This is a genomic window from Ruegeria sp. CDSB136 (assembly GCF_059610965.1).
Genome location: NZ_JBXWOP010000002.1, coordinates 284750 through 310686 on the forward strand (window position 1 = coordinate 284750; position 25937 = coordinate 310686).

Below are 25937 nucleotides of genomic sequence, written 5' to 3' on the forward strand. Positions count from 1 at the left end.
GGCAATGGGTTTTCTTCTTCTGATTCTTGGTGTGGCGCTTTGGTGGGCGGCGCATCTGTTCAAACGCGTCCGTCCGGAACAGCGCGCCGCCATGGGCGAAAAGGGCAAGGGCGCGGTGGCATTGGCGCTGCTGGTGTCGGTCCTGCTGATGATTTTCGGCTACCGCATGACCGATTTCATCCATGTGTGGTCGCCGCCGACCTTCATGATCCACATCAACAACCTGTTGGTCCTGATCGCGATTTTCATGATGAGCCCCGCAGGAACCAAGGGAAAGCTGCTCAACGGCATGCGCCACCCCATGCTGGCCGGGTTCAAGACATGGGCCTTCGCGCACCTGCTGGTAAACGGCGATCTGGCGTCGATCATCTTGTTCGGCGGGCTTCTGGCCTGGGCCGTAGTAGAGGTGATCGTGATCAACCGGTCCGAGCCTGAATGGACGCCCGGCGAACCTGGCACTTATGGCAAGGACGCGATGTTCTTTGTGGCCTCGATTGTTCTGCTGGGCGTCATCGGTTACATCCACGGGCTGGTCGGCCCCTCACCTTTCCCCTCGTAAGGAGCTGACAATATGGCATTTCTCTACCGTCTCCTGACCGAGGAGGACACGTCAGCCTTCTGCCACAAGGTTTCGGACGCGCTGGCCAAAGGGTGGGAATTGCACGGATCGCCGTCCTATGCCTTCGATCCGGCCGGCAACGTCATGCGCTGCGCGCAGGCCGTGACCAAAGAGGTTGCGGCCGACTATTCACCTGACATGAAACTGGGACAGCAATAATGGCAAAGACAAATCCGGGTCATTTCTTCGAGGATTATTCGGTCGGGCAGGTTCTGCATCACGCGGTGCCCCGCACCGTCACGACCGGCGAGCGTGCACTGTATCACGCGCTTTATCCCGCGCGGCATGCGCTTTACTCCTCGGATGAATTTGCCCGGAATTGCGGCCTGCTGCAAAGCCCGATTGACGATCTGGCCGCCTTTCACGTTGTGTTCGGTAAAACGGTCCCCGACATATCGCTGAACGCGGTGGCCAATCTGGGCTATGCCGAGGGTCGTTGGCTGCAACCCGTCTATCCCGGCGATACACTGCGGTCGGAATCCGAGGTGATCGGGCTCAAGCAGAACTCGAACGGCAAGGCCGGTGTGGTTTGGGTGCGTACCCGCGGGCTGAACCAGCGCGACGAAGTTGTGATCGAGTATGTCCGCTGGGTCATGGTGCGCAAAGCGAACCCCGATGCCCCTGCGCCGGAAACGGTTGTTCCGGATCTGAAAAAAGTGCTGGACCCGCAAGATCTGGTGGTGCCGCAGGGCCTCGATTTCTCGAAATATGACTTTGTACAATCCGGCGAATCCCACCGCTGGGATGCGTACAAAACAGGCGAAACCATCAATCACGTCGACGGCGTGAGCGTGGAAGAGGCCGAGCACATGCTGGCCACCCGCCTGTGGCAGAACACCGCCAAGGTTCATTTCGATCTGACCTTCCGACCCGAAGGACGTCTGATCTATGGCGGCCACGTCATCTCGATGGCACGTGCGCTGTCGTTCAACGGGCTGGCAAACGCGCAGATGATCGTCGGCCTGAACGGTGGTGCCCACGCCAATCCGTGCTTTGCCGGCGACACGATCAAGGCTTGGAGCGAGGTTCTGGACAAGGCCGAAACCGGCACGCCCGGCATTGGTGCCATCCGTCTGCGACTGGTGGCGACCAAGGGAGGTGAACCGTTTGCGTTAAGAAACGATGACGGAAAATACCTGCCGGACGTTCTTTTGGATCTGGACTACTGGGCCCTGATGCCGATCTGACAGATTACATTCATTTGAACGCAGATCGCGCCAACCATGCTAATCTGCGTTCATGTCTTGGCTTCGCAATATTCTGGCCTGTCTCTGCTTTGCTCCACCGGCAGCCGCGTGCGATCTGGCGCTGGCGCTGGCGGTTGACGTATCAGGATCGGTCGACGCGCAGGAGTTCCGTATTCAGATGGATGGCCTGTCTGCTGGATTGCGCGACCCCGTTGTGTCCGAGGCACTTGTCAGGGGACAGGCGCAACTGATGCTTGTCCAGTGGACTGGGTCCTCGCGTCAGAGGATCACGATCCCCTGGACCCGCATCGACAGCTTCGAAGCGCTCGACCGGTTTTCCCAACAGGTTTCTGATGATCCAAGGGTATGGCGCAACTTTTCCACGGCGATTGGCGAGGCACTGGAGATGACGGTTCCCAGCTTTGACGAGGTTGCGGACTGCAAACGACGCCTGATCGACATTTCCGGGGACGGGATTTCGAACGAAGGGGTTGAACCCTCGCAGCTCCATGCGGTTCTGCGCAGCCGGGGCATCACCGTAAACGCCATCGCAATCGAAGAAAGCGAGCCGGATCTGACCGCCTATTTCTTTGAGAATGTCATTGTCGGCGAGGGCGCATTTGTCGTCTCGGCGGCTGGATTTGACGATTACCCGGAGCGTATCCGCAAGAAACTGCTGCGCGAAGTGACGCAGCAGACGGCGGGCTTGCGACAGAGCAGATGAGATTCGTGATCACATTGCTTTGCCGTTGAAAACGCTAACATAGGCGGCGCAATATGTGATTTGTGATCACGAGAATATTTACCGTGATCACATATTAACTTTATCTGTGATTTTGGACCGAATATGCGGCTTTTTGCATCCGCAGCACGTGACAGACCCACAAAAAACGGTAAAACCTTCGGTAGCCAACCGAAAAGGAGCCGCCATGGCCGATGTTAATCGGGGCAACCGCCCGCTTTCTCCGCATCTGTCGATTTATCGTCCGCAGCTGACGTCGGTCACGTCCATCCTGACGCGCATCACCGGCAACGCCATGATCGTGGCCGCTTTGCTGATCGTCTGGTGGTTCCTGGCCGCTGCCACATCGCCCGAAGCGTTCGAGCGGGCCAACTGGTGGCTGACCTCGGTTCTGGGCGATCTGATCATGGCCTTTTCGTTGCTGGGCCTGTGGTATCACTTGCTGGCGGGCGTGCGGCATCTTATCTGGGACAACGCTGTGGGGTTGGACATTCCAACCGCCTACAAGCTGGGTTGGGCCGTTGTGATCGGTTCCGTTGTACTGACCGTTCTGACCCTTTTGATCGTCGGATAATTAGGAGGCCCTCATGCGTTATCTTACCGACCGCAAGCGTGCGATTGGCCTGGGCTCTGCCAAGTCCGGCACGGCTCATTTCTGGGCGATGAAGGTCAGCTCGATTGCGTTGCTGATCCTAGTGCCACTGTTCATTTTCACTTTTGGACCGATATTGGGGCAGCCGTTTGACGTGGTGCTCGACTACTATGCGCGCCCGTTCCCGGCCATTGTCGCCGCGCTGACCCTCGCGGTCGGTTTCAAGCACTTCGCCGACGGCGCGCAGGTGATGATCGAGGACTACGTGCATGGCACGATGAAAAAGGTCCTGATCATCCTGACAATCTGCCTGTCCTACGCTGCTGCTGCCGCTGGTATCTTTGCCATCGCGCGCATCGCCCTGTAACACCCCGGAGCTGAACGAAATGGCTGCATACGAATACGAAACACACGAATATGACGTGGTCGTTGTCGGCGCTGGCGGGGCAGGTTTGCGCGCCACGCTGGGCATGGCCGAGCAGGGGCTTCGCACAGCCTGCGTAACCAAGGTTTTCCCGACCCGTTCGCACACGGTTGCCGCGCAGGGCGGTATTGCCGCGTCGCTGGCCAATATGGGCCCCGACAACTGGCAATGGCACATGTACGACACCGTCAAAGGCTCGGACTGGCTGGGTGATACCGACGCGATGGAGTATCTTGCGCGCGAGGCTCCCAAGGCGGTCTATGAACTGGAGCATTACGGCGTGCCGTTCAGCCGGACCGAAGAGGGCAAAATCTATCAGCGTCCCTTTGGCGGTCACACCACCGAGTTCGGCGAAGGCCCCGCAGTGCAGCGCACTTGTGCGGCGGCTGACCGAACCGGTCACGCAATTCTGCACACGCTTTACGGCCAATCGCTGAAGAACAACGCCGAATTCTACATCGAGTATTTCGCCATCGACCTGATCATGTCCGAAGACGGGCAGTGTCAGGGTGTCGTCTGCTGGAAGCTGGACGACGGCACGATGCACGTCTTCAATGCCAAGATGGTTGTGCTGGCCACGGGTGGTTACGGCCGCGCCTATTTCAGCGCCACCTCGGCCCACACCTGCACCGGTGACGGTGGCGGCATGGTGGCCCGTGCCGGTCTGGCGCTGCAGGATATGGAGTTCGTTCAGTTCCACCCAACCGGCATCTATGGGTCCGGCTGCCTGATCACCGAAGGTGCACGGGGCGAGGGCGGATACCTGACCAACTCGGAAGGCGAACGGTTCATGGAGCGTTATGCGCCCCAGTACAAGGACCTTGCACCGCGTGACTATGTCTCGCGTTCGATGACCATGGAGATCCGCGAAGGACGCGGTGTTGGCAAGGACGGGGATCACATTCACCTGAACCTGAGCCACCTGCCGGCAGAAGCGTTGGCCGAACGTCTGCCGGGCATTTCGGAAAGCGCCAAGATCTTTGCCGGCGTTGACGTCACCAAGGAACCGATTCCGGTACTGCCGACCGTACACTACAACATGGGCGGCATTCCAACGAACTATTGGGGCGAGGTTCTGAACCCGACGGCCGAAGACCCGACCGCCGTGGTTCCGGGTCTGATGGCCGTGGGTGAGGCAGGATGTGCCTCGGTGCATGGTGCGAACCGTCTGGGTTCGAACTCGCTGATCGACCTGGTGGTTTTTGGCCGTGCGGCAGCGATCCGCGCCGGTAAGGTTGTGGACGCAGATGCGGCGAATCCTGTTTTGAATCAGGCGTCGGTCGACAAGGCCTTCGACAGGTTTGACGCCGTGCGTAATGCCGATGGTGCAATCCCGACCGCCGATCTGCGGCTCGAGATGCAGCGGACCATGCAGGCCGATGCAGCCGTGTTCCGGACCGCTAAGACAATGGCAGAAGGCGTCGAAAAGATGACTACGATCGCGGCCAAGATGGACGACTTGAAAGTCACCGACCGCAGCCTGGTCTGGAACAGCGACCTGATGGAATCGCTGGAGCTGACCAACCTGATGCCCAGCGCGCTGGCCACCATCGTCGGTGCCGAAGCCCGCAAGGAATCGCGCGGCGCCCATGCCCATGAAGACTTCACTGAACGCGATGACAAAAACTGGCGCGTTCACACCGTCAGCCGTGTCGAGGGCAACAAAGTCGATCTCAGCTATCGCCCCGTTATTGTCGATCCGCTGACGACCGAAGATCAAGGTGGCATAAACCTGAAGAAAATCGCGCCCAAGGCGCGGACGTTCTAAACAATTCCACAGGCCATTTCCAAACAAAATGGCCTGCGCTCTCGAGGCGGCGAATGCCTGCGAAAATACTTATCTTATTGTGCTGCGACGTAGCGGTGAATGTACGCCTGCGTATCCGCTTCGGAAATTGCTTGCCGCTGTGCCAGGATTTCAAGAATCTTGATGCTCACATCCGTGAAGCCGAAAACACCCTCGGACAATATCGCCATTCGTTTCAGCTCGGCCGTGCCGATCTTGTCGGGCATTGACAGATCCCGAAGATAGATGATGTCACCGTCCAGCATTTGCGAAGGTTTGAAATCGGTCAGCAGGCCGGACCATTTTGAAACAACCAAACGATTTTCGATATGGGCGAAGCTGTGCGGAACCAGCCCAAAGCTTCTTATGAGCGTATCTATTTCGCCGAAACCGGGCTGATCTTCGTAAAGCGGAAAGAACGAAACCTCGGTTTGTATCGCAACGACATCCCTGAGGGTGGTTTTTCCGGCCTCGAACACGGAAAGCTCGGCCCCCTGAATGTCGATTTTCAGAAAATCTACGCGACCGAGATCCTGAATATCATCCAGCTTTCGTGTCTGGATTTCCATCGAACCTATTTGCCGGGCCGCTCGGCGCAACCCTCTCAGGTGCCGCAATGTAGCATCGCGCAGGTGCAACAGCGACGTCAGGCCAGACCCTTTGTAGATGTTCAGGGTCGCCAGCCGTCCGTCGCCGACAGCGGTATTGAAATATTGCTCGTTCGGTCCCTTTTTCCGGATCAGGTCGCGCATGGTTTCTTCTTGGGGTTCAAAGCCGATGACGTCGCAATTTCCGGATGCCAGAAGATCGCGATAGGGCGCATCATGGCGCATGGGGTTGGCGCCGATATCGGCGATGCGCACCAGATCGGGAAGATCAAGAAGGCTATTGAGAGATGAGAGTCTGGAACTAAAGTCCTGATTCACCGACAAGCTCCTTCAGGGTGTTGGCGAGCATTTGGCTAACGTTCTCCGGGTGCCGCGCTGTGGCGAAATCGAAACAGGCCTGCCGTTTTTCGGATAGCTCCTGGTCGGTCATCTGCATCACGTGACGCAGCATTCGTATCAGACCCCGCGCGTTATGAGGCTGATACAGCAGATCATGGCAGGCCTCGGGTGTGGTATCTCGGTGCGCTGCCGTGTCGGGGGCAATGATCGGCAGACCGAAACTGAGTGCCAGCATGGCTGTCCCGGATGTGAATGTCTGAGCGGACGGTAACACATAAGCATGGGCCTGCGCGAAAACCTCAGGGATGTCTTCGTTGGGAATACGCGTATCGGTCACGTCAACAGTGTCGACTGACTGTAGCTGGCGGATCACGCGGCGATTGGCAGGAAATACCTTGCCCGCAACATGCAGATGAAAATCGTAGCCCCGTCGCGACAGCTTAGCGACCGCCGCGTGCAATATGTTCAGCTCGCGACCGCCTCGCATTGTGCCAAATGTAAGAAACCGGGTCTTGTCCCGCGCGGGAAGCGGGCGGTTCAGGGTGATCTGGCTATCTTCGTAAACGTCAAGATAGCTGGGGTGCGGGATCAGCCGGATCTTTTTCGGATCGGCATTGTACTCCTCAATCATGTGCTTTTTGGCATGCGGAGTGTGTACGTGGATCAGATCGACAAGCATGGTTAGCTGTATGCGACTGGCTCTGAATAACTCAATCTCACCGGGATTCGAATGCGCGACCTGATTGTGAATGGTCCAGATAACCCGGCCGCCATTGTCCTGAAACTGGCTCAGATTGTCGTGGGCTATCTGAAAACGCAAAATATGGGAGTCAGCCAGCCCGTCCTTGCTTTGAAACAACCGATCGTCCCAATGCAAATGAACAATGCCGTGCTGTTCCCTGAATTCCGGCTGACCAAAGGTTGCGAATTCTCCATTTCGGGCTCCGCGTAGGATGAATTCCGGCCCACATTTCTGGTACATCATGTGTTGATACGGATTCCCGGTGCCGAAAGGTATGTTGGCTACTTTTGTCGGCGGCATGAGTTAGGTTTCCGTCTCAAAACATCAAATAATCTCAGTGCTGCAGAAAGGTTTGTAAAGGTCAAATTTCCCAATTTATTCGGCTGTTTCAATGGCTATACTGTTGGCTTTTTGCGCTGCAGTATGTATCAATGGCCGTGAAATTCACGAGGTCGGAAATGGTACAACTTACCCTACCCAAGAATTCCCGTATCACGACAGGAAAAACCTGGCCCAGGCCGGACGGCGCCAGCAACGTGCGCAAGTTTCAGATTTATCGCTGGAACCCGGATGACGGGCAGAACCCGCGCGTGGATACGTATTTCGTTGATATGGACGATTGCGGCCCGATGGTTCTGGACGCGCTGATTTATATCAAGAACAAGGTGGATCCGACCTTGACGTTCCGCCGCTCGTGCCGTGAAGGCATCTGCGGTTCCTGCGCAATGAATATCGACGGGATAAACACTCTAGCTTGTATCTACGGCACGGATGAGATCAAGGGCGACGTGAAGATTTATCCTCTGCCGCACATGCCGGTGGTCAAGGATCTGATCCCCGACTTGACGCATTTCTACGCGCAACACGCCAGCATCATGCCGTGGCTCGAGACCAAGACCAACCGCCCGGTGAAAGAGTGGAAGCAATCCATCGAGGATCGCAAGAAATTGGATGGCCTTTACGAATGCGTTATGTGCGCCAGCTGCTCGACATCCTGCCCCAGTTACTGGTGGAACGGTGATCGTTACCTAGGCCCCGCCGCTCTGCTGCACGCCTATCGGTGGATCATCGACAGCCGGGACGAGGCCACGGGCGAGCGCCTGGATGAATTGGAAGATCCGTTCAAGCTGTATCGCTGCCATACGATCATGAACTGCGCCAAGACTTGCCCCAAGGGGCTTAATCCGGCCAAGGCTATTGCCGAGATCAAGAAAATGATGGTTGAGCGCGCCGTTTAATCGAAACACGACAATATGCGCTTGCCGCCTTGCGGCAAGCGCATTGCCCGTCTGCAAAATTGTATGATGTAGCGGTGACCCTGCAGCTATATCTTTGCGACAGGGAGGAGTGACAGGATCTAACGGGGTCACTCCGATGAAAAAATCTAAAGACAACAAAAAGATCAACGCGTCCGAAGCATTGGAAATTCTGGGTCAGGCCTGGGCCTATTACACGCCGGAACCTGTGCTGAGGCTGGCTGAGGGTGAGCCTGAGTTGTTCGAATACGCAAACGCAGCTTGATGCGCGCGGCAAGGGCAACCCTCTTGAAATTCACCGGCAGATGAGCAAAGCAGAACCATGCCAGTTCTTCTGCTTTTGCTCGCTGCGGGTGTTTTTGCTTATTTCTTTTGGAGGTCGCGCCATTCGTCTCTGACCCGGGATTGCCGGTGGCGTCAGCATCTGAAAGAGGGCACGTGGTCCTGCGCTTTTTGTGGGGCCGTTGTCCAAACAAATGATCAGCCTACGCAATGCCTGAGGAATCAGGCTTAGCCGGAACGCCGAGGCTTTTCAGGTCGGGCGATATGAGGCACTCTGGCCAAAAAGCTGGATGGACTGAAGATGGCTCTGCCCCCTGAAGATGCTGCGGCCCGCCGGGCGATAAAACCGGTAATCTGTTATCCTAATGACACTTTGCCCATGCCTGATATTGCGCTGTACCGGCGCGCCCGAAAGGATGCGATCAAGACGGATGACGTGTTGGTTCCCCCGCGCGATGCCCGGTGTTTCGAGGTGCCCGCAGGCCACTTCTTTCGCATCACTTCTGTCGAAGGGCCACAGGTCGGCGATCTGAATATTTGGAATCTCAACGACTTATCGGAACGATTCTATTCTGGCAAATCGCGCGCCCTGCATGGCACGCATCTGACAGTCGGAGAGCGGATGTGGTCAAGCTTTCCCAACCTGCGCCCGCTGGCCACGATTGTCGAAGACACGCTGGACTGGTACGGGATCGACGAATTTGGCGGGTCCGTGCATGACGTGATTGGAACCCGGTGTGATCCTTACACCGGAAACCTGTTGTCGGGGACGCAGTACCACCATTGCTGCCACTCCAATCTGACCCGCGCACTGGCGGACCACCTGCAAATTGAGATGTCCGAGGCTGAGCAGGCAGTTCACGACGTCCTTAACGTTTTCATGTGCACCGGATTCGCGCGAGATACCGGTCAGTATTTCATGAAGGCGTCACCCGTCCGTCCGGGCGATTACCTGGAGTTCTTTGCCGAGATCGACCTGTTAGGCAATCTGAGCGCATGTCCGGGCGGGGATTGTTCATCCGTGCATTCTTCGGATACCGCAACCTGCCATCCGTTGCTGGTTGAAGTCTTTGCCCCGTTGGACGGTGCGCTGGACGGCTGGGCAAGCCCTGATCCGAACGGGTATGACCGGTCGCACGGGCGTTAGACTGACGGGGCAATAAAGGGCGAAAGGACCGCCCCTAGTTTGGTCACGTCGCGTCCGGGAACGCGGCCTGCAATGCGATTTCGACCATGTCGCCAAAGCTGCTTTCACGTTCTGACGACGGCAGCGCCTCGCCGGTCAGCAAATGGTCTGAAACGGTTAGAACCGCCAGCGCCTGGCATTTGTGGCGGGCGGCCAGAATATACAGTTCTGCAGCTTCCATCTCGACGCCCAGAATGCCGTGCCGGACCATCTGTTCATTCAGATCGGGACGCTCATCGTAGAATACGTCCGACGAATAGATGCCGCCGACATGCGTGGTCGTGCCCTTGGCTTGCGCGGCGCTGGCTGCGGCCTGCAACAAGCTCCAATCGGCGCAGGGGGCAAAATTCAGTTCTTTCATGATCCCGCGCGAAGGCGTGCTGAGCGTGGTCGAGGTCATGGCCAGGATAACGTCACGGATATTGACGCTGTCCTGCATTCCACCGCACGAGCCGATGCGGATCAGGGTTTTCGCGCCATAATCACGGATCAGTTCATTGACGTAAATTGACAGGGACGGCATTCCCATACCGCTGCCCTGAATGGTTACAGGATTTCCCTTCCAGGTGCCGGTAAATCCCAGCATTCCGCGTACGTCATTGATTTTTCTGACATCCGTCAGAAACGTTTCCGCCGCCCATTTTGCCCGATACGGATCACCGGGCAAAAGAACGGTTTCAGCGATTTCACCTTTTTCAGCGCCGATATGAATAGTCATTTTCCGGCCAGCCCTGTCAGATTTCCAGATCTGCGATATCCGCGCCCGATTTCAGCGCGTCATGTACCCATTGCGGTTTGCGACCGCGGCCAGACCAGGTCTGTTCGGGTGCGGCCGGATTGCGGTATTTTGCCTTAGCTTTTGAGCCTTTGGGTCCACGCGGCGCGTCGCTCGACAATTCGGCCAGTGAAAACCCAAATTCGGCGGCAGCTTGTTCTGCCGCTTTCAAGGCGTTTTGGCGCTCGCGTTTTTCCGCTGTTTTAAGTGCCTTTTCGATCTGATCGCGCAATTCCAACAGGTCCTTGCGGGACATATTGTCCAGATTGATCCCCATTATTTCTCTCCCATTCATTTATTTTACGAAAGGCCAATTGGCCTTTCGCATCCCGAACAATGCCGTAATCCATTCATTCGGGTTTGGGAATAGAAACTGGGAATTAATCTCGGTTTTGTGCGTTATTCCGCTGCAAGGTTTTTTGGATCGGCCAAGGTGACAATATCGCCCATGATCGCATTCAGTTCGAAATTTTTTGGCGTGTAAATTTGGGCAACGCCAAATGATTTCAGTTTTGCCGCATCGTCATCCGGAATAATGCCGCCGACGATGACCGGGATATGATCCAGTCCGGCTTCGCGAAGCCGGGCCATGACATCCTGTACCAGCGGCAGGTGGCTGCCGGAAAGGATTGACAGGCCAATGACATGAGCGTCGTCCTCGATCGCAGCCGTCACGATTTCCTCGGGCGTAAGGCGGATGCCCTCATAGCTGATATCCATACCGCAATCGCGGGCACGGAAGGCGATTTGTTCGGCTCCGTTGGAATGACCGTCCAGCCCCGGCTTGCCAACCAGGAACTTCAGACGCCGCCCCAGCTTGTCGCTGACCGCGTCCACTGCGGCCCGCAGATCCTCCAGGCCTTCGGTCTTGTTCGAGACCGAGCCCGAAACGCCGGTCGGGCCGCGATAGGTGCCGTACACGCTGCGCATCTCTTCGGCCCATTCGCCGGTTGTTACGCCCGCCTTGGCGGCGGCAATCGAGGGTTCCATGACGTTGGCCCCGGATTGCGCAGCCTCGCGCAACGCCGCCAGAGCCGCTGCGACCGCGTTGTCGTCGCGGTCCGCCCGCCATTCGTTCAGCCGCCCGATCTGTTCCTGTTCAACCGCCGGGTCGACGACCATGATGCCGCCATCTTCGGTTTGCAGCGGCGAAGGCTCGCCTTCGGTCCATTTGTTCACGCCGACCACGACGGTCTCATTGCGCTCGATGCGGTTCAGGCGATCCGCGTTGGAATCCACCAGCCGCGATTTCATGTATTCGATCGCGGCAACAGCACCGCCCATCGATTCGAGGTTTGCCAGTTCGGCCCGCGCACCCTCTTTCAACTCTTCGACCTTTGCATCCACGGCCGGGTTGCCGTCGAACAGGTCGCCAAACTCAAGCAAGTCGGTTTCATAAGCCAGAATTTGCTGCATCCGCATCGACCATTGCTGATCCCAGGGCCGTGGCAAACCCAATGCTTCGTTCCAAGCAGGCAACTGCACCGCCCGGGCGCGCGCCTTTTTCGACAACGTCACGGCCAGCATCTCAATCAGGATGCGATAGACGTTGTTTTCCGGCTGTTGCTCGGTCAGACCAAGAGAGTTCACCTGAACGCCATAGCGGAATCGGCGGAATTTGGGGTCTTCGACCCCATACCTTTGTTGCAGGATTTCATCCCAAAGGTCGACGAATGCCCGCATTTTGCACATTTCAGTGACAAAGCGGATTCCCGCATTCACAAAGAACGAAATCCGTCCGCACAGCGCGGGGAAGTCTTCGGCCGGAACGCGCGGGCGCAGTTCGTCCAGAACGGCGATAGCGGTGGCCAGCGCATAGGCCAGTTCCTGTTCAGGTGTCGCGCCAGCCTCTTGCAGGTGATAGGAACACACGTTCATCGGGTTCCACTTCGGCACGTTGGTGTAGCAGTATTCGGCCACGTCCGCGATCATCTTAAGCGACGGTTTCGGCGGGCAGACATAGGTGCCGCGGCTCAGGTATTCCTTGATCAGATCGTTCTGAACCGTGCCCTGCAGCTTGGAAACGTCCGCGCCCTGTTCTTCGGCCACGGCGATATAAAGCGCCAGCAGCCAGGGCGCTGTGGCGTTGATCGTCATCGAGGTGTTCATCTGCTCCAGCGGAATCTGGTCGAACAGAACCCGCATGTCACCCAGATGGCAGACGGGCACACCCACTTTACCCACCTCGCCCCGTGCCAGCGTATGATCGCTGTCATACCCCGTTTGAGTCGGCAGATCGAAGGCAACGGACAGGCCGGTCTGCCCTTTAGCCAGGTTGCTGCGATACAGCGCGTTCGAGGCCTGTGCGGTGGAATGACCAGCATAGGTTCGGATGAGCCAGGGGCGGTCTTTCTGCATCTGCGTCATGGGTGGGCCTCGTGTTTGGGTGGGCAACATAATTTCGTCTAAGGGTTCTAAAGCGCAATTTTTGGGATATGTCAATTCGCTGCGTTGCGGCATCCCGAATTGTTCAGATTGTAGGTGTTTTGGAATAATGGCACTGTGCCGCCATGACGCAGACCGTGGAACTTCCGCTTTGGCTGTTTGTACTGATCGTGGTCTTCGCTGCGGTCACTTTTGCGTCGCATTTTCTGTTCCCGTCGGTGCGCTGGTTTTTTCGCCGCCGCCTGGAGCGGGCCGTGTCGCGCCTGAACCAGCGACTGCAAAGGCCGATTCAGCCGTTCAAGCTGGCCCGGCGGCATGACATGATCGAGAGGCTCATCTACGACCCGCAGGTTGGCTATGCGGTGCAGCGACATGCGCGTGAAGAAGGTATCCCCGAAGGCGTCGCCTTCGAGCAGGCTCGCCGCTTTGCCCGCGAGATCGTCCCGTCTTTTTCAGCCTTTGCCTATTTCAGCTTTGCGATCCGTATTGCGCGCATGCTGAGCAACGCGTTTTACGAAGTCCGGCTGAGCCATCAGGACGAGGACGCCTTAAAGAAAATAGATCCCGAAGCGACGGTTGTCTTTGTCATGAACCATCGCAGCAACATGGATTATGTACTTGTCACCTACCTGGCAGCGCAGCAATCGGCTCTGTCTTACGCGGTCGGAGAATGGGCGCGCGTCTGGCCGCTGAGCCGCCTGATCCGGGCGATGGGCGCGTATTTCATCCGGCGAAAATCGGGAAGTGACCTCTACCGTCATGTACTGGCTTGTTATGTGCGTCATGCAACCGAGGCCGGTGTTACGCAGGCGATGTTCCCCGAAGGCGGGCTGAGCCTGACCGGCGCATTGGGGCGGCCCAAGCTTGGCTTGCTTAAATACATCATAGACGGGACCACATCCGATGGACGGGATGTGGTCTTTGTTCCCGTGGCGCTGAACTATGATCGCGTGCTGGAAGATACGATTCTGACCCGGGCTGCGCTGGGAAGCGAGCGGCGCTTTCGCGCAAGGATCGGGGTTGTGACGCGTTGGATGCTCAAGCAGGTCTGGCGACGCATAATCGGTCGATACACAAGATTCGGCCTTGCCTCCGTGCGCTATGGCGAGCCCGTTTCGCTGCGGGCCTATCGGGCAGGTGGCAGCAAGGACCTGATGACCGATCTCGCACGTCTGCTGATGTCGCGTATTGGCGAGGCGATACCCCTGGTGCCTGCGCCTGCAGCCTGTTGGCTTGTGCGCGAACACGGCGAGATGTCCGGTGCAAAGCTGACCGACCTGATCGCCCGCTTCATGCAGCGGGACGGAGGCGGATCCGAATCCAACAGCGATGCGATCACGTCCGCTGTCAACCAGCTGGTCGAGCGCAGGGTATTGCGACAGGTTGACGGAAAAATCTCATCCTCAGGGCAAAGATTGGATCTTCTGAACTACTATGCCGCCTCTGCGCCAAAAGAAATCGAGACGTATTATGCTGCAGAAGCGAAAGGTCTTTCTGCAACTGCTGGGTCATAAAATTACAAAAACAGTGTCAATATCTATTGCAATGTTACTCGATGGCCAATATTCCATCGGTTAACGGGCGCGATTCTGCGTCGCGGCAAACGAACTGACTAAAGGAGGCCAACATGGCTCTGGACACCGACAGCGGTATCGCGTCGTACGAGGCACCTGAAAAAGACCTCTATGAGATGGGTGAGATCCCTCCGATGGGGTATGTCCCCAAGAAAATGTATGCCTGGGCCATCCGCAAAGAGCGCCATGGCGAGCCTGACACTGCCATGCAGCTGGAAGTGGTTGATGTGCCTGTATTGGACAGCCACGAGGTGCTGGTTCTGGTGATGGCCGCAGGTGTCAACTACAATGGCGTCTGGGCGTCGCTGGGCAAGCCGATCAGCCCGTTTGATGGCCACGGCCAGCCGTTTCACATCGCAGGTTCCGATGCTTCGGGTATCGTCTGGGCCGTGGGCGACAAGGTCACACGCTGGAAAGTCGGCGATGAGGTCGTGATCCACTGCAACCAGGATGACGGTGATGACGAGCACTGCAATGGCGGCGATCCGATGTACTCGCCCAGCCAGCGTATCTGGGGCTATGAGACTCCGGACGGGTCTTTTGCCCAGTTCACCAATGTCCAAGCGCAGCAGTTGATGCCGCGCCCCAAGCACCTGACCTGGGAAGAAAGCGCCTGCTACACGCTGACGCTGGCAACCGCATACCGGATGCTGTTCGGTCACGAGCCGCATGACCTGAAGCCGGGTCAGAACGTTCTGGTTTGGGGCGCGTCGGGTGGTCTGGGCTCTTACGCGATCCAGTTGATCAATACAGCCGGCGCGAATGCGATCGGTGTGATATCAGACGAAAGCAAGCGTGACTTTGTCATGGGGCTGGGCGCCAAGGGTGTACTGAACCGCAAGGACTTCAATTGCTGGGGTCAGCTGCCCACCGTGAACACGCCGGAATATGCTGAGTGGTTCAAAGAGGCCCGCAAGTTTGGCAAAGCGATCTGGGACATCACCGGCAAGGGTGTGAACGTCGACATGGTGTTCGAACATCCGGGCGAAAGCACCTTTCCGGTCTCGACATTCGTCGTCAAAAAAGGCGGCATGGTTGTGATCTGTGCCGGCACCACCGGCTATAACCTGACCTTCGACGTGCGTTACATGTGGATGCACCAGAAGCGACTTCAGGGGTCTCACTTCGCGCATCTGAAACAAGCCGCCTCGGCCAACCAGCTGATGGTCGAACGCCGTCTTGATCCCTGCATGTCCGAGGTCTTTTCCTGGAACGAATTGCCTGCTGCGCACATGAAGATGATGCGCAACGAACACAAGCCCGGGAACATGTCCGTTCTGGTGCAGGCACCGAGAACCGGTATGCGCACACTGGAAGAGGTTCTGGACGCGCGCGACTAAGTCCACGAAAGCCAATTTCAGCGCCCGCGAATCACATTTTTGGTTCGCGGGCGTTTCTTATTTTAGAGGGACTTCAATGCTTTCAGAGAGTTGCAATATCGGCCCCCGCTATTTTTGGGGAGTAGAAAGCAGTGAATATGCGAAAAAACACTATGCATGCTATGGTTGTGTTAACCCTTCGTTAACCGTTTCGGAGAGACCCTGATGGCGCAAAATGAGTGGATACTGGACGTATTGTCGGACCTCAACGCCTTTGCTTCGGCAAACGGTTTGACCGCGCTGGCCGAGCAGCTTGACGATACCAGGCTGATCGCAGCGGCCGAAATCGCGTCCATGAAGAATGAGGTGCGGGCGCCGGCGGATGGTCACAAGACTCGATTTGAGCCAGATCCTGGAGGATTTGGAAAACACCAGCACGCTTGATGAGCTAAGCGCTATCGCTGTTCATCTCAGAGACAAGCTGCAGATTGAACACATCATCTATCACTGGGTTGATGGGGCAGGGGACCAATACGGATATACGACCTATCCCGACGCCTGGGCCGAGCGATATCAGGAAAAGAACTATCACCGGATCGACCCGGTCATAATCGGGTGCTTCCAGCGATTTCATCCTGTTGACTGGAAATCACTGGACTGGTCCGGAAAGGTCGCCAAGGCTTTTCTTCTGGACGCGCAGCAGCACGGCGTCGGCAATCAGGGTTACTCCATCCCGATCCGCGGTCCCAACGGCCAGTTTGCTCTGTTTACAGTGAACCATTCCTGCGATGACGAAACCTGGCAGGATTTCATCTCCGAAAATGGACGTGGCCTGATTCTGATTGCCCATTACTTCAACCGAAAGGCGCTGGAGTTTGAGCGTGAGCGGCAACCGGACGCTCCACGTGCCCTGTCCCCGCGCGAGATTGACGCGATGACCTTGCTTGCGCTGGGCTATAGTCGCGCTCAGGTCGCGCACTCCCTGTCGATTTCGGAACACACGCTGCGTGTCTATATTGAAAGCGCGCGGGCAAAGCTGGGCGCACAGAATACCACCCATGCCATCGCCACGGCCCTCAGCCGGGGACTGATCGTGGTTTGATGGCCTGTGGTTCCGGTTTGTCTTTGTGGATGAGCAGGTGCTCAGCCTTTAGGGCCGGACGAATCTTGCATTACCGACCGAACGCACGCTCGTGGCTGGGGGTCGTTGTTGTGTCTGTCCGGTCGAAGAGGCTTGATTGAGAATCCCGCAGGCGACACCGTCGCCATTTGGATCGTTGCGTTCATGATACCCTGGTTGGCCCCGGATGAATGGTCCCGGGACAATCTTCAGAACGGTGTCACACCCCGCCATCGCCACAAGATGAATAATGGCGTCGTTTCTTTCGTACTCGGACGTCCGCAAATAGATGTTGACGGCGACCAGTGCCGTAGTCAGGGGCAGGGCCAGAACCATGAACAGAATGCGGATCGGGGACAGAGCCCTTTTGCGCGTCGCGTCTGCCCGACGATACCGGTGAGCGGCGCGCGAATTCAGTTCGGGCTCAGGTGGTACGGATCTTTTCAACATTTCGCGCTGATCTTCGCCCGGATTTGTGGCAAAGCTTTGGCCTCGGAATGGCGAATGCTGAAGGACTGAATATCAGCGTACTACGTGAACCGCGCAGGCCGCATGGCGCACCACATGGTTGGCGGTTGATCCAAGCAACAGATCCTGCATGCCCGGTCGGTGGGAAGCTATGATGATCAGATCAGGTTTGTGCTCCTGCGCCCAATCCAGAATGGTCCGGCCGGAATGCCCTTCGACCACAACGCCCCGCGCGTTGGGAATATTTGCTGCCAGTTTGTCCAACTCGGCTTGAATGGCCCTGCGGGCTTCGGTCAGATATTCCGTCGGCATGTACGAGATCGCGTAGCTTGGAATATGTTCAACGACATGCAGCAGCGTGACCTTTGCCTCAGGGGTCGCCAGAATTTGCGCCAGTTTCAGTGGTCCGGACGTGTCACGTTCGACATCGAACGAAATGGGTACAAGAATGTTGTGATACATGACACGAGCCTCCGTTTCAGGTTTTCAAACTGAACCCAAGTTCAGTTGTGGTCTTTGATTCAGGTCAGGATCAGCCGAATGTTTCCGCGACATCATACATGACCGGTTCGAAACTTTTGCACAGCTCATTGATCTTGCGGTTCCGGTCGCGCATCTCGGGAGTGCGGAGCATGGCAAGGAAGTCTTCGCGGCGTTCCCATTGCGAGTAGTTTGCGATCCTGGTTTGGGCATCGTTGACGTGCAGACCGGCGGATACGAAACCCGGTTGTTTTGAGATGAATTCCGCATAGGCATCCGTCAGCGCCTCAAGCAGGTCCTGACAGGTCCCCGGTGTCATTTCGAATGTGGTGATAACAGTCTGAACGCTTGCGGATTTTGAAATCTGTAGCATCTGGAATCTCCTTTGGCTTTTCTCAGCCTAACACAGGAACCGGAAACGTCTCGTGTTTCGTTTTGTGTCTTCGGGAATTAGTTTCCAGAAAACAAACGAAAAACTAACGATCCGTTAACCATGCTCGGGGAAGGTGCGGTCATGATCCGCATCTTGCTTTTCCTTTTTCTGATGACATTGGCCGGTCCGGTTTTTGCCGGGGCCTGGCTGAGGGAACAGAATACCGGCTTTGTCGCGGCTGCAATCACGGGATTCAGGACCGAGGACGGCAGCTACGAATACAAATCGTCACTTTATGCAGAATGGGGGTTACGCCCCGGACTGACGATTGGGCTAGACGCCGAGGAGCACCAACACCTTTATGGCCACGCTTTGATTTTCGCCCGTACTCCGGTCGCGGATCTTGGGCGCAAAGGTCGGTTTGCCGCCGAATTTGGTGTCGGCGCACATCACCGGCAAAAAAGCGCGTGGGCCTTGTACAAGGCGACTGTGTCTTACGGAAATGGGTTTGAAAGCGGTTGGGGAAATGGCTGGATCGCGATCGACGCAGCTTTGGAATACCGCACGCACGATGCGCTGTTTCGCAAACTTGATCTGACGGCGGGGCTGTCATCTCAGCGATGGATCAATCCACTGCTGCAGCTTGAAAGCACATATACCCCCGGCCGTCCGGTTTATTGGAGCGCACGGCCGTCAGTGATGATCCGCCGAAAGGGCGGGAGTACAACTTGGGTTGTTGGTGCCGAACGGAATGCCTTCCAAAGCAACGTCGGGATCAAATTTGCCTTGTGGCGCGACTTCTGATGCGGCGGGAGTTGGCCGTCCTCCGGGGACGGCCATGTCGGCCTCAGCTGTCCATGCGTAGGGTAACGGATACTTCCCCGCTAAGTTGCTCTGGCCAGCGGAGGATCACGTCGCGAGCGCCAAAACCCTGTTCGAGCTCGGCATATGGGCTCGCGTGGCTCACACTGCCAAACACCGTTCTCAGGGGACCAAGCGTGGTCACGGCGTCACACCCCCGCGCTTTGCCCGCGAATGGAAGCTTGCCCACCGACAACACACCCCATGCAAAGGATGGCGTCTGTTGCTTGTGCCGCACCCGAACCGGGTTTTCTGAATCCGTCAGCGTTCCGTGGAATGTATTGTGTTGGAACGTGACATTCATGTGCGCGTTATTGTTCAGGTCCGCAAAGCTCGTGTCCACGCGTTCGGCCTTGTAGATACTCCCGCTCGAAGACCGGAACTTGTTTCCGGTGACGATGAAGCCGTTCAGGAAGTGGCCGGGGCCGTGCGGTCGGATAACGATGAAACTGAACCATGACGGCGCCTCGCTACAGTAAAAAATATTGTCTGTGATACTCAGCGCGCTGAAGGAATAGCCGGACGTATAGGTCGGAGCGGCATCCCGTTCATTCGTCCATTCGAAGTAGCAATTGTCGATGTAGTTCTCAGCAATGGTCGAACTGTTGTAAGTGCGCGTCAGGATCAACCCGGCGGTTCGCAACCCCTGCGGAATGCTGTCGCCCTGAAAGAAATGATTGCCCAGAATCAAGTTGTTGGTGCCGCCCAACAGAGCAAAATGCAGGAACCGAACCGCCCGATTGTGCCGCAGTTTGACATCATTCGCTGTTGCATTGAGGGCGATCGAACGGCGATCGGTAACGTTCAGGGACTCCTCGGCAGACAGGAACTGGCAATTGTCGATCAGCAGGCCCTGACAACCGGTTCCGATGGATGTGATCCCCCGATCCATGGGACGGCTGATAAAGCAATTGCTGACCGCAAACGTGCTGCCGGATGGAGCCAGACGAATGGCGCTACATCTGCTGTTGCACTGAAATTCGATCTCTTCCAGGCCGAACTTCCGCAGCGTGTCGAAGCCGCTGAAATCAAGCAGATACTTGAAGCTGGTGAAGGTGAATGTCTGTGTGCCAGCAGCATTGTAAATCGGCGCGTTCAGCGTGATTTCACCGGCACCCTCGTTCTTCGAGCGGACATAAATCTCGCGCCCGACACCATTGCCCTGAATCAGGGCACCAACCGGAATATTCGCGACGTTAGCGACATTTGTCAGCCGTGTTTGGTCCGCAGGGTTGTAGGTTGCGACCGAGGTGAAGATCTCGGTGTCCCAGGCCGAGCTGCTTTTGACGTCAAACTGACCATTGCGGATCACGCGCCGGGTTAAAACCACTTTTCTTATTGGGAACGGCAGCGGCCATGTCGATGGGCTTGCTCACCGAAATCTTGCGCCCGCCCATATCCAGCGATTCATGATCTGAATTGTTCAGCAAAGCCTGAAACGCTTTTTTGAAGCCAAGCTCTTCATCGCCAAAAGCCGATATATAAGTCGGCAGGTCAAAACCTTGGGTCAGCAACAGCATCTTGTCGTCGGGCATTGTAACGGTGCCCGCAAAATCAACTTCTGACACGATGGTTGTGTTTTCTGCCAGCAAATAAGTACCCTGCGGCACAAATACACGACGGCCCCCCGCCGCCTGATCGGCTGCTTCGAACGCAAGGGAATCGTCCACAACCCCATCGCCGACTGCGCCGAAATCCGTGACATCCACGCTGCTGATCATGTCGCGCAGAAAAACACTCGTGATGTCGGTGATCTGAAGATCGTCAATGCGCACCACGGCCCCGTTTGGCCCGTCGATATCCAGACCGAAATGTCCATACAGTGCCTGTGCGCCCCACGCCATGTCGACGCCAGCCCGCTGGCCAGTTCCGACAATGGCGGTAATCTCATGAACTGTGCCGTACCCCGACAATTGCGCGGCAGGCCCCTGTTCGACGACACCGGTCACGTGCACGTCGCCGGCAACACCGGCCTACCCCTCCGATCCTGACGGTGGGCAGTGGACCACTGATGGCTTTGACCCGTGCCTTGATCTGCAGGTAACAGCCGGGCAGCAACGGCGTCTGCCCCATATACCGCAAGTGTTGGGTCGTGCTCACTTTGAGGATTTCAAGACATCCGGCAAAGTTCGGATCCGAGGGCACAAATGCGCCCGTACCCGACCCGGCATATGTCGGAGACCCCGGGGTGCCATCGCCGCTGGACCAGACGCCCAAATCATCTGCGAACTGAGGCGGCACAAACACGATGCCGTCGGTGATTGCCTTGTTCATTCGAATCCCTTTCCCAATCGCTGCCGATCAGATTGCAGCGCGCACCAGACCATTGCCCGGGTGAATTCCGGGCGCGAAAGTCTGGATATCGAATGGGGATTAACCGGGTCTCATGTCACCGTGACGGTCGTGTTGTGTCAGGCTGCGGGGTCTGCTTTCCCCAGCAACTGAACCGCGTTGATTTTCCAGCCGTCTTCCTGCTGAACCATCTGATAATCCAGGATATGGGTTTGGCCGCGACCGTCCACGATCAGAACTTTCTGCCACAACGCCCCGGCAATTTCGCGCAGTTCCAGAAACCGCAGGTCCGACGGGCGCCAGACCATCGGATATCCATTGCGAACCATTGCCCCGAAATTATCGGGGTTTCGGAACAGACGCTGGATATTTGGGCTGGCGAAAGTAAAGGCGGTATCAAAATCATCGACTTTGAACGCCTGAATCTGCGCCGCTATATTTGCCTCGATTTCGGAGCTTTGGGCAAAAACGCCCGTAGCCACTGCGACAGATAACGATAAGGCAAGTAATGAACGACGCATGGGGTCACCTCCAAACGGAAGGGTAGCCCTATGCGGGATCAGGTCAAATCAGGCCAGTTCTCCGGCCAACGCCTTGTCGATCAGCGCGATGGTTTCAGGCACGCCATAGAGCGCAATGAAGCCGCCGAAACGCGGCCCCTGAGAGGCGCCAAGCAACACTTCGTACAAGGCGGTGAACCAGCCGCGCATCGGATCAAACCGCTCGCGTCCGATGGAATAAACCACTGATTGCAGCGCCTCATCTTCAATCGGGCCGTCATAAACCTCCAGCGCGGCTTTCAGCGCCTCCAACGCCTCGCGTTCCTGATCCGTCGGTGCGCGATGTTTGCGGGTCGGCTTAACGAAATCATTGAAGTAACGCACCGCAAAGCCTGCCGCCTGATCCAAGTCGGGATGCGTCTCGGCCGTGGCCTCCGGCGCGTAGCGACGGATAAAGCCCCACAGCGCTTCTTTGTCTTCGGCACCAGATACCGATGCCAGATTCAGCAGCATCGCGAACGGAACCATCAGCGTGGATTCAGGGACATCCCCACCATGGATATGCCAAACGGGGTTGTTCAATTGCGCTTTCAGATCCTGCCCCGGATAAGCGCGCAACTGCTGATGATACTCATCATAGGCCTTTGGGATCACGTCGAAATGCATCCGTTTTGCCGTCTTTGGCTTTTGATACATGAAATAGGCCAGCGACTCGGTCGGCGCGTAGGTCAGCCATTCATCAATCGACACGCCATTGCCGGAGGATTTTGAGATCTTCTGCCCGTTCTCATCCAGAAACAGCTCGTAAGAAAAATGCTCGGGCGCGCGACCACCCAGGGCCCGGCAGATTGCGTCGTAGATTTTCTCGTTGGTGGCATGTTCCTTGCCATACATCTCGAAATCCACACCCAGCGCCGCCCAGCGCGCACCGAAATCCGGCTTCCACTGCAGTTTGACGTGGCCACCGGTGACAGGAACCGTCCATTCCTTACCAGTCTCATCGTCAAAGGTCACAGTATAGGTCTCGGCGCAGACCTTTTTCATCGGCACATACATCACCCGCCCGCTTTCGGGGTGCAGGGGCAGGAAGATCGAATAGGTCTGCTGGCGCTCTTCCCGAAGGCTTTTGAGCATGATCGCCATGATCTCGTCATAACGCTCAACTGCGCGTTTGAGCACCTCGTCAAACTGCCCGGACTCATAAAATTCCTTGGCCGAGTAGAACTCGTACTCGAAACCAAATGTGTCCAGAAACCGCCGCAGCATCGCATTGTTATGCTCGCCGAAGCTGTCATATTCGCCAAACGGGTCCGGCACCGAGGTCAGCGGGCGCTGCAGATGCTGCTCCAGAATCTCGGGGTTCGGCACATTGGTCGGCACCTTGCGCATCCCGTCCAGATCGTCCGAGAAGCAGATCAGCTTGGTCGGAATATCCGACAACGCTTCGAATGCGCGCTTGACCATCGTGGTCCGCGCGACCTCGCCGAAGGTTCCGATATGCGGCAGACCGGACGGGCCGTAGCCGGTTTCGAACAGCACATACCCCTTATCCGGAGCCCCTTTCTGATAGCGTTTGAGCAACCGGCGCGCCTCTTCAAAGGGCCAGGCCTTGGACGACATCGCGGTTTCACGCAGGTCAGACATTTGCTTTGAACTCCATAGGGAAATGCGCAGGCCGCCCGATGCGACCAACCCGGCCTCTCCTATTGTGCCGGTGCAGCATGAGTCAATAAAGGGCGTTCGTTTTCCCGGCAAATTCGAGCCGTCTGCCAAATGCACAGGGGTAAAACACTGAAAAAGGGCAGGCGACCACGGCTTTACTCGACGCGCAGCACAATTATTATTTTATATCGGATAACTTGGGTTACACGGAGGCGATCAAGATGCGGATTGCAAAGACTGCGGCTCTGGCGATGTTGATCGTCATACCGGGGATAGCACAGGCGGTCGGTTTTGGCATTGCCGTGCGGCCCGCGTTTCGGACCACGGTGACGCCGCTGCCAAACGGTGTCTACGAGGTTGCCGCGATCGGCACTTCTGCCCCGGTGGCGTACTGGTGCGGCATAGGGGATTATGCAATCCGGACGCTGAGAACCAAATCCAACCAACGCATATATATTGCCGGCGCCTATGTGCCCAAAGCAAGGACTGTACAGTTCTCGCTGACACCGCCCGAGGGTGCCGATACCAGCCCGGGCTATTCCGTCACCGTCAAACGGGTAGGCGCGAACATGACGGCGGCCTCAGCACAGGACTATTGCTATGACAATTTCATGGATTTCGGGTTCTGAACGAGATTGATCAGACCCATTTGGCCATAGGCGGCAGGCTCATCAGAACGGCGTCCGGATCGTGCCCGGTTTCCAGTCCGAATTTGGTGCCCCGGTCGTAGACCAGATTGTATTCCGCATAAAGCCCGCGATGCACAAGCTGAGCGTTCTTGTGGGTGTCATCAAAACCCTGGACCCGACGCCTTTCCACCAATGGCAGGAACGCAGGCAGGAATGCGCGGCCGATGTCCTGCGTCAGGGCAAAATCAGCCTGCCAGTCGCCGGTGCAGTAATCATCCATGAAAATGCCGCCAACCCCGCGTGCCCGCTTCCGGTGGGGGATATAGAAATACTCGTCAGCCCAATCCTTCAGCCGCGGGTAATGTCCTGGCCCGTGCGGGTCCAGATGGGCTTTTTGGGTGGCGTGGAAATGCGCAGTGTCCACGTCATATTCAATGCAGGGGTTCAGGTCTGAACCGCCCCCGAACCACCAGGCATGAGGTGTCCAGAACATCCGCGTGTTCATGTGCACCGCCGGTACGTGCGGGTTTTGCATGTGCGCGACAAGGCTGATGCCTGATGCCCAGAACCTGGGGTCTTCGGTCATGCCCGGAACACCCTTGCGGGCTGCCATGGCCTGCTGCGCACGCTCGCCCAGTGATCCGTACACGGTCGAGACGTTGACACCGACTTTTTCAAAAACGCGCCCACCGCGCAGGACCGACATCAACCCGCCACCTGCGTCCGATCCATCCTCTGATTGCCGCGTGGTTTGTTTGACTTCAAAACGTCCGGCTGCGGCGTCCGAAAACGGCCCGGTCTCATGTGTATCCTCCAGAGACTCGAACGCATCAACGATTTCATCACGCAATTGGCGGAACCATGCGGCAGCGGCGGATTTTTCGTTTTCGAACATTTGTCTCAGTGCGCTGGAGCGGCGACCGGATCCAGCAGGGTTCGGCCTCCGTCGATTGTCATGATCTGACCGGTAATGAAGCCGGCCGCATCAGAGGCCAGAAACTGCGCGGTTTCCGCCAGTTCGTTCGGAGCAGCAATCCGGGCCAAAGGCGTATGTTTTTCAATGTCTTTGCGAAAATCGCGGTTTTCTTTCAGGGTTGATTGCAGCGACGCACTCATGACCGAACCCAATGCGATGGAATTGACGCGGATACGGTTCGGCGCCAGTGCAACCGCCAGAGAACGCGTCATCTGATCCAGTGCAGCGGTCGAGACAGAATAGGCCAGCAAATCGGGGTGCGTGCGCCGCGCCGCTATGGAAGACAAGTTGATGATCGAACCCGCCGGGCCATCATCCTGATCTTCGGCCTGTTTCGTCATGCGTTTGGCAACCAGTTGACTTAGCCGCAAGGCAGGCATCAGGTTTTGGTTCAGCAAATCACGGACCGAGTCGTCTTCCGCATCCAGCGGGTCCGTCTGCCGGACCTGTCTTGATCCATTGACCAGAATATCCACCTGATCAAAGGCATCGATGGTTGCGGAAAGCAAATTGGCAATGGTCAGCTTCTCGCGCAGATCGCCTGCGAAATACCGAATGTTGCTGTCATCTGCCTGTTCCCCCAACTCCTCAATCAATCGCTTTTCGTCCATATCCGCGAACATGACGTTTGCACCCGCATCCGCAAAATGACGGCCGATTGCCAGGCCGACACCACTGGCACCGCCTGTTACGATTGCGGTTTTGCCTGATATGGAAAACGACATGAGCTTCCTCCGGAGGTTTGGCGCAGGTTAACCGG

Annotated in this window: 29 protein-coding genes and 1 pseudogene; 17 read left to right on the plus strand and 13 right to left on the minus strand. The window is 56.9% G+C overall.

Annotated elements, in window-relative coordinates; genetic code table 11:
• The first annotated feature begins 4 nt into the window (after positions 1–4).
• The 7 genes from AC2FIR_RS03865 (at position 5) to sdhA (ending at position 5332) form a co-directional block, all read left to right on the plus strand.
• Positions 5–559 (plus strand): NnrU family protein, encoded by a 555-nt coding sequence (locus AC2FIR_RS03865; protein WP_321249260.1) that lies wholly within the window; start codon positions 5–7, stop codon positions 557–559.
• A gap of 12 nt (positions 560–571) precedes the next feature.
• Positions 572–778 (plus strand): DUF1737 domain-containing protein, encoded by a 207-nt coding sequence (locus AC2FIR_RS03870; protein WP_170614408.1) that lies wholly within the window; start codon positions 572–574, stop codon positions 776–778.
• The gene (locus tag AC2FIR_RS03875; RefSeq protein WP_496744938.1) at positions 778–1806 is read left to right on the plus strand and encodes a MaoC family dehydratase; all 1029 of its coding nucleotides are present in this window, start codon (positions 778–780) and stop codon (positions 1804–1806) included. Before AC2FIR_RS03870 ends, AC2FIR_RS03875 begins: the two co-directional genes overlap by 1 nt.
• Positions 1807–1858: 52 nt before the next feature.
• The gene (locus AC2FIR_RS03880; RefSeq protein WP_170614410.1) at positions 1859–2530 is read left to right on the plus strand and encodes a DUF1194 domain-containing protein; all 672 of its coding nucleotides are present in this window, start codon (positions 1859–1861) and stop codon (positions 2528–2530) included.
• Positions 2531–2735: 205 nt separating this feature from the next.
• Positions 2736–3122, plus strand: coding sequence for a succinate dehydrogenase, cytochrome b556 subunit (gene sdhC / locus AC2FIR_RS03885; RefSeq protein ID WP_170614411.1), 387 nt, complete (start codon positions 2736–2738; stop codon positions 3120–3122).
• 13 nt (positions 3123–3135) lie between these two features.
• The gene (gene sdhD, locus AC2FIR_RS03890) at positions 3136–3507 is read left to right on the plus strand and encodes a succinate dehydrogenase, hydrophobic membrane anchor protein (protein WP_496744936.1); all 372 of its coding nucleotides are present in this window, start codon (positions 3136–3138) and stop codon (positions 3505–3507) included.
• Between the two features lie 19 nt (positions 3508–3526).
• Entirely contained in the window at positions 3527–5332 is a 1806-nt protein-coding gene (sdhA, locus tag AC2FIR_RS03895) for a succinate dehydrogenase flavoprotein subunit (RefSeq protein WP_496744934.1), read from the plus strand.
• Between the two features lie 74 nt (positions 5333–5406).
• On the opposite strand, the gene AC2FIR_RS03900 is transcribed toward sdhA, so the two are convergent.
• Together AC2FIR_RS03900 and AC2FIR_RS03905 are read right to left on the minus strand one after the other, a co-directional pair.
• Positions 5407–6276, minus strand: coding sequence for an FkbM family methyltransferase (locus tag AC2FIR_RS03900; RefSeq protein ID WP_480912502.1), 870 nt, complete (start codon positions 6274–6276; stop codon positions 5407–5409).
• Positions 6260–6976 (minus strand): glycosyltransferase family 4 protein, encoded by a 717-nt coding sequence (locus tag AC2FIR_RS03905; protein WP_480912501.1) that lies wholly within the window; start codon positions 6974–6976, stop codon positions 6260–6262. The genes AC2FIR_RS03900 and AC2FIR_RS03905 overlap by 17 nt, the downstream gene beginning before the upstream one ends.
• A gap of 51 nt (positions 6977–7027) precedes the next feature.
• Here AC2FIR_RS03905 and AC2FIR_RS03910 point away from each other — a divergent pair, with 51 nt between their 5' ends.
• The 4 genes from AC2FIR_RS03910 (at position 7028) to AC2FIR_RS03925 (ending at position 9724) form a co-directional block, all read left to right on the plus strand.
• Positions 7028–7249 (plus strand): hypothetical protein, encoded by a 222-nt coding sequence (locus AC2FIR_RS03910; protein WP_496744932.1) that lies wholly within the window; start codon positions 7028–7030, stop codon positions 7247–7249.
• Positions 7250–7497: 248 nt separating this feature from the next.
• Positions 7498–8277, plus strand: a complete 780-nt coding sequence (locus AC2FIR_RS03915) for a succinate dehydrogenase iron-sulfur subunit (RefSeq protein WP_496744930.1) — start codon at positions 7498–7500, stop codon at positions 8275–8277.
• Between the two features lie 136 nt (positions 8278–8413).
• Positions 8414–8560 (plus strand): hypothetical protein, encoded by a 147-nt coding sequence (locus AC2FIR_RS03920; RefSeq protein WP_480904784.1) that lies wholly within the window; start codon positions 8414–8416, stop codon positions 8558–8560.
• A 318-nt stretch (positions 8561–8878) separates the two neighbouring features.
• Positions 8879–9724: an urea carboxylase-associated family protein gene (locus AC2FIR_RS03925; protein ID WP_496744928.1), complete on the plus strand. Its 846-nt coding sequence runs from the start codon at positions 8879–8881 to the stop codon at positions 9722–9724.
• Between the two features lie 43 nt (positions 9725–9767).
• On the opposite strand, the gene deoD is transcribed toward AC2FIR_RS03925, so the two are convergent.
• The 3 genes from deoD to AC2FIR_RS03940 all read right to left on the minus strand — a co-directional run bounded on the left by deoD (position 9768) and on the right by AC2FIR_RS03940 (position 12905).
• The gene (gene deoD, locus AC2FIR_RS03930) at positions 9768–10481 is read right to left on the minus strand and encodes a purine-nucleoside phosphorylase (RefSeq protein WP_496761929.1); all 714 of its coding nucleotides are present in this window, start codon (positions 10479–10481) and stop codon (positions 9768–9770) included.
• Positions 10482–10497: 16 nt separating this feature from the next.
• Positions 10498–10815, minus strand: a complete 318-nt coding sequence (locus AC2FIR_RS03935; RefSeq protein ID WP_170614421.1) for an H-NS histone family protein — start codon at positions 10813–10815, stop codon at positions 10498–10500.
• Positions 10816–10937: 122 nt separating this feature from the next.
• Positions 10938–12905 carry a protein meaA gene (locus AC2FIR_RS03940; protein ID WP_496747936.1) on the minus strand — a complete coding sequence of 656 codons (1968 nt, stop codon included), beginning with the start codon at positions 12903–12905 and terminating at the stop codon, positions 10938–10940.
• A 143-nt stretch (positions 12906–13048) separates the two neighbouring features.
• Here AC2FIR_RS03940 and AC2FIR_RS03945 point away from each other — a divergent pair, with 143 nt between their 5' ends.
• From AC2FIR_RS03945 to AC2FIR_RS03960, 4 genes are all read left to right on the plus strand, one after another.
• Entirely contained in the window at positions 13049–14437 is a 1389-nt protein-coding gene (locus AC2FIR_RS03945) for a 1-acyl-sn-glycerol-3-phosphate acyltransferase (RefSeq protein WP_496747938.1), read from the plus strand.
• Between the two features lie 113 nt (positions 14438–14550).
• Positions 14551–15837: a crotonyl-CoA carboxylase/reductase gene (ccrA, locus tag AC2FIR_RS03950; protein ID WP_170614424.1), complete on the plus strand. Its 1287-nt coding sequence runs from the start codon at positions 14551–14553 to the stop codon at positions 15835–15837.
• Between the two features lie 204 nt (positions 15838–16041).
• Positions 16042–16260, plus strand: a complete 219-nt coding sequence (locus AC2FIR_RS03955; protein ID WP_170614121.1) for a hypothetical protein — start codon at positions 16042–16044, stop codon at positions 16258–16260.
• Positions 16199–16918, plus strand: a complete 720-nt coding sequence (locus tag AC2FIR_RS03960; RefSeq protein ID WP_170614425.1) for a helix-turn-helix transcriptional regulator — start codon at positions 16199–16201, stop codon at positions 16916–16918. Before AC2FIR_RS03955 ends, AC2FIR_RS03960 begins: the two co-directional genes overlap by 62 nt.
• 48 nt (positions 16919–16966) lie before the next feature.
• Here AC2FIR_RS03960 and AC2FIR_RS03965 read toward each other — a convergent pair whose 3' ends face one another.
• The 3 genes from AC2FIR_RS03965 to AC2FIR_RS03975 form a co-directional block, all read right to left on the minus strand.
• Positions 16967–17386 carry an excalibur calcium-binding domain-containing protein gene (locus AC2FIR_RS03965; RefSeq protein WP_496747940.1) on the minus strand — a complete coding sequence of 140 codons (420 nt, stop codon included), beginning with the start codon at positions 17384–17386 and terminating at the stop codon, positions 16967–16969.
• 72 nt (positions 17387–17458) lie between these two features.
• Positions 17459–17866, minus strand: a complete 408-nt coding sequence (locus AC2FIR_RS03970) for a universal stress protein (RefSeq protein WP_170614427.1) — start codon at positions 17864–17866, stop codon at positions 17459–17461.
• A 70-nt stretch (positions 17867–17936) separates the two neighbouring features.
• Positions 17937–18257, minus strand: a complete 321-nt coding sequence (locus AC2FIR_RS03975) for an antibiotic biosynthesis monooxygenase family protein (protein ID WP_170614428.1) — start codon at positions 18255–18257, stop codon at positions 17937–17939.
• A 141-nt stretch (positions 18258–18398) separates the two neighbouring features.
• Between AC2FIR_RS03975 and AC2FIR_RS03980 the strand changes: the two genes are divergently transcribed.
• Positions 18399–19061, plus strand: coding sequence for a hypothetical protein (locus tag AC2FIR_RS03980; RefSeq protein WP_170614429.1), 663 nt, complete (start codon positions 18399–18401; stop codon positions 19059–19061).
• Positions 19062–19104: 43 nt separating this feature from the next.
• On the opposite strand, the pseudogene AC2FIR_RS03985 reads toward AC2FIR_RS03980, so the two are convergent.
• The 3 genes and pseudogenes from AC2FIR_RS03985 to AC2FIR_RS03995 form a co-directional block, all read right to left on the minus strand.
• Positions 19105–21392 (minus strand): annotated as a pseudogene (locus AC2FIR_RS03985) (glycosyl hydrolase family 28-related protein).
• 137 nt (positions 21393–21529) lie between these two features.
• On the minus strand, positions 21530–21931 hold the full coding sequence (locus tag AC2FIR_RS03990; protein WP_321249229.1) for a DUF4864 domain-containing protein: 402 nt from the start codon (positions 21929–21931) through the stop codon (positions 21530–21532).
• Between the two features lie 48 nt (positions 21932–21979).
• The gene (locus tag AC2FIR_RS03995; RefSeq protein ID WP_496747943.1) at positions 21980–23554 is read right to left on the minus strand and encodes a lysine--tRNA ligase; all 1575 of its coding nucleotides are present in this window, start codon (positions 23552–23554) and stop codon (positions 21980–21982) included.
• A gap of 239 nt (positions 23555–23793) precedes the next feature.
• Between AC2FIR_RS03995 and AC2FIR_RS04000 the strand changes: the two genes are divergently transcribed.
• Positions 23794–24201 (plus strand): hypothetical protein, encoded by a 408-nt coding sequence (locus AC2FIR_RS04000; protein ID WP_170679731.1) that lies wholly within the window; start codon positions 23794–23796, stop codon positions 24199–24201.
• A 10-nt stretch (positions 24202–24211) separates the two neighbouring features.
• Here the strand turns inward: AC2FIR_RS04000 and hemF are convergent, their stop codons facing one another.
• On the minus strand, positions 24212–25096 hold the full coding sequence (hemF, locus tag AC2FIR_RS04005) for an oxygen-dependent coproporphyrinogen oxidase (protein WP_496747945.1): 885 nt from the start codon (positions 25094–25096) through the stop codon (positions 24212–24214).
• A gap of 5 nt (positions 25097–25101) precedes the next feature.
• Complete coding sequence (locus AC2FIR_RS04010) at positions 25102–25902, minus strand: SDR family NAD(P)-dependent oxidoreductase (RefSeq protein ID WP_170614435.1); 801 nt, start codon at positions 25900–25902, stop codon at positions 25102–25104.
• Between the last annotated feature and the right edge of the window lie 35 nt (positions 25903–25937).

What these genes read in the sequence shown, in the direction of transcription:
- ccrA (WP_170614424.1), top strand. Translation starts at nt 14,551, where the DNA reads ATGGCTCTGGACACCGACAGCGGTATCGCGTCGTACGAGGCACCTGAA.
- AC2FIR_RS03945 (WP_496747938.1), top strand. Translation starts at nt 13,049, where the DNA reads ATGACGCAGACCGTGGAACTTCCGCTTTGGCTGTTTGTACTGATCGTG.
- AC2FIR_RS03925 (WP_496744928.1), top strand. Translation starts at nt 8,879, where the DNA reads ATGGCTCTGCCCCCTGAAGATGCTGCGGCCCGCCGGGCGATAAAACCG.
- AC2FIR_RS03940 (WP_496747936.1), bottom strand. Translation starts at nt 12,905, where the DNA reads ATGACGCAGATGCAGAAAGACCGCCCCTGGCTCATCCGAACCTATGCT.
- sdhA (WP_496744934.1), top strand. Translation starts at nt 3,527, where the DNA reads ATGGCTGCATACGAATACGAAACACACGAATATGACGTGGTCGTTGTC.
- AC2FIR_RS03910 (WP_496744932.1), top strand. Translation starts at nt 7,028, where the DNA reads ATGCGCGACCTGATTGTGAATGGTCCAGATAACCCGGCCGCCATTGTC.
- AC2FIR_RS04010 (WP_170614435.1), bottom strand. Translation starts at nt 25,902, where the DNA reads ATGTCGTTTTCCATATCAGGCAAAACCGCAATCGTAACAGGCGGTGCC.
- AC2FIR_RS03970 (WP_170614427.1), bottom strand. Translation starts at nt 17,866, where the DNA reads ATGTATCACAACATTCTTGTACCCATTTCGTTCGATGTCGAACGTGAC.
- AC2FIR_RS03975 (WP_170614428.1), bottom strand. Translation starts at nt 18,257, where the DNA reads ATGCTACAGATTTCAAAATCCGCAAGCGTTCAGACTGTTATCACCACA.
- AC2FIR_RS03875 (WP_496744938.1), top strand. Translation starts at nt 778, where the DNA reads ATGGCAAAGACAAATCCGGGTCATTTCTTCGAGGATTATTCGGTCGGG.
- AC2FIR_RS04000 (WP_170679731.1), top strand. Translation starts at nt 23,794, where the DNA reads ATGCGGATTGCAAAGACTGCGGCTCTGGCGATGTTGATCGTCATACCG.
- AC2FIR_RS03955 (WP_170614121.1), top strand. Translation starts at nt 16,042, where the DNA reads ATGGCGCAAAATGAGTGGATACTGGACGTATTGTCGGACCTCAACGCC.
- AC2FIR_RS03905 (WP_480912501.1), bottom strand. Translation starts at nt 6,976, where the DNA reads ATGCTTGTCGATCTGATCCACGTACACACTCCGCATGCCAAAAAGCAC.
- AC2FIR_RS03935 (WP_170614421.1), bottom strand. Translation starts at nt 10,815, where the DNA reads ATGGGGATCAATCTGGACAATATGTCCCGCAAGGACCTGTTGGAATTG.
- deoD (WP_496761929.1), bottom strand. Translation starts at nt 10,481, where the DNA reads ATGACTATTCATATCGGCGCTGAAAAAGGTGAAATCGCTGAAACCGTT.
- AC2FIR_RS03915 (WP_496744930.1), top strand. Translation starts at nt 7,498, where the DNA reads ATGGTACAACTTACCCTACCCAAGAATTCCCGTATCACGACAGGAAAA.
- sdhD (WP_496744936.1), top strand. Translation starts at nt 3,136, where the DNA reads ATGCGTTATCTTACCGACCGCAAGCGTGCGATTGGCCTGGGCTCTGCC.
- hemF (WP_496747945.1), bottom strand. Translation starts at nt 25,096, where the DNA reads ATGTTCGAAAACGAAAAATCCGCCGCTGCCGCATGGTTCCGCCAATTG.
- AC2FIR_RS03865 (WP_321249260.1), top strand. Translation starts at nt 5, where the DNA reads ATGGGTTTTCTTCTTCTGATTCTTGGTGTGGCGCTTTGGTGGGCGGCG.
- AC2FIR_RS03990 (WP_321249229.1), bottom strand. Translation starts at nt 21,931, where the DNA reads ATGCGTCGTTCATTACTTGCCTTATCGTTATCTGTCGCAGTGGCTACG.
- sdhC (WP_170614411.1), top strand. Translation starts at nt 2,736, where the DNA reads ATGGCCGATGTTAATCGGGGCAACCGCCCGCTTTCTCCGCATCTGTCG.
- AC2FIR_RS03870 (WP_170614408.1), top strand. Translation starts at nt 572, where the DNA reads ATGGCATTTCTCTACCGTCTCCTGACCGAGGAGGACACGTCAGCCTTC.
- AC2FIR_RS03995 (WP_496747943.1), bottom strand. Translation starts at nt 23,554, where the DNA reads ATGTCTGACCTGCGTGAAACCGCGATGTCGTCCAAGGCCTGGCCCTTT.
- AC2FIR_RS03880 (WP_170614410.1), top strand. Translation starts at nt 1,859, where the DNA reads ATGTCTTGGCTTCGCAATATTCTGGCCTGTCTCTGCTTTGCTCCACCG.
- AC2FIR_RS03920 (WP_480904784.1), top strand. Translation starts at nt 8,414, where the DNA reads ATGAAAAAATCTAAAGACAACAAAAAGATCAACGCGTCCGAAGCATTG.
- AC2FIR_RS03965 (WP_496747940.1), bottom strand. Translation starts at nt 17,386, where the DNA reads ATGTTGAAAAGATCCGTACCACCTGAGCCCGAACTGAATTCGCGCGCC.
- AC2FIR_RS03960 (WP_170614425.1), top strand. Translation starts at nt 16,199, where the DNA reads ATGGTCACAAGACTCGATTTGAGCCAGATCCTGGAGGATTTGGAAAAC.
- AC2FIR_RS03980 (WP_170614429.1), top strand. Translation starts at nt 18,399, where the DNA reads ATGATCCGCATCTTGCTTTTCCTTTTTCTGATGACATTGGCCGGTCCG.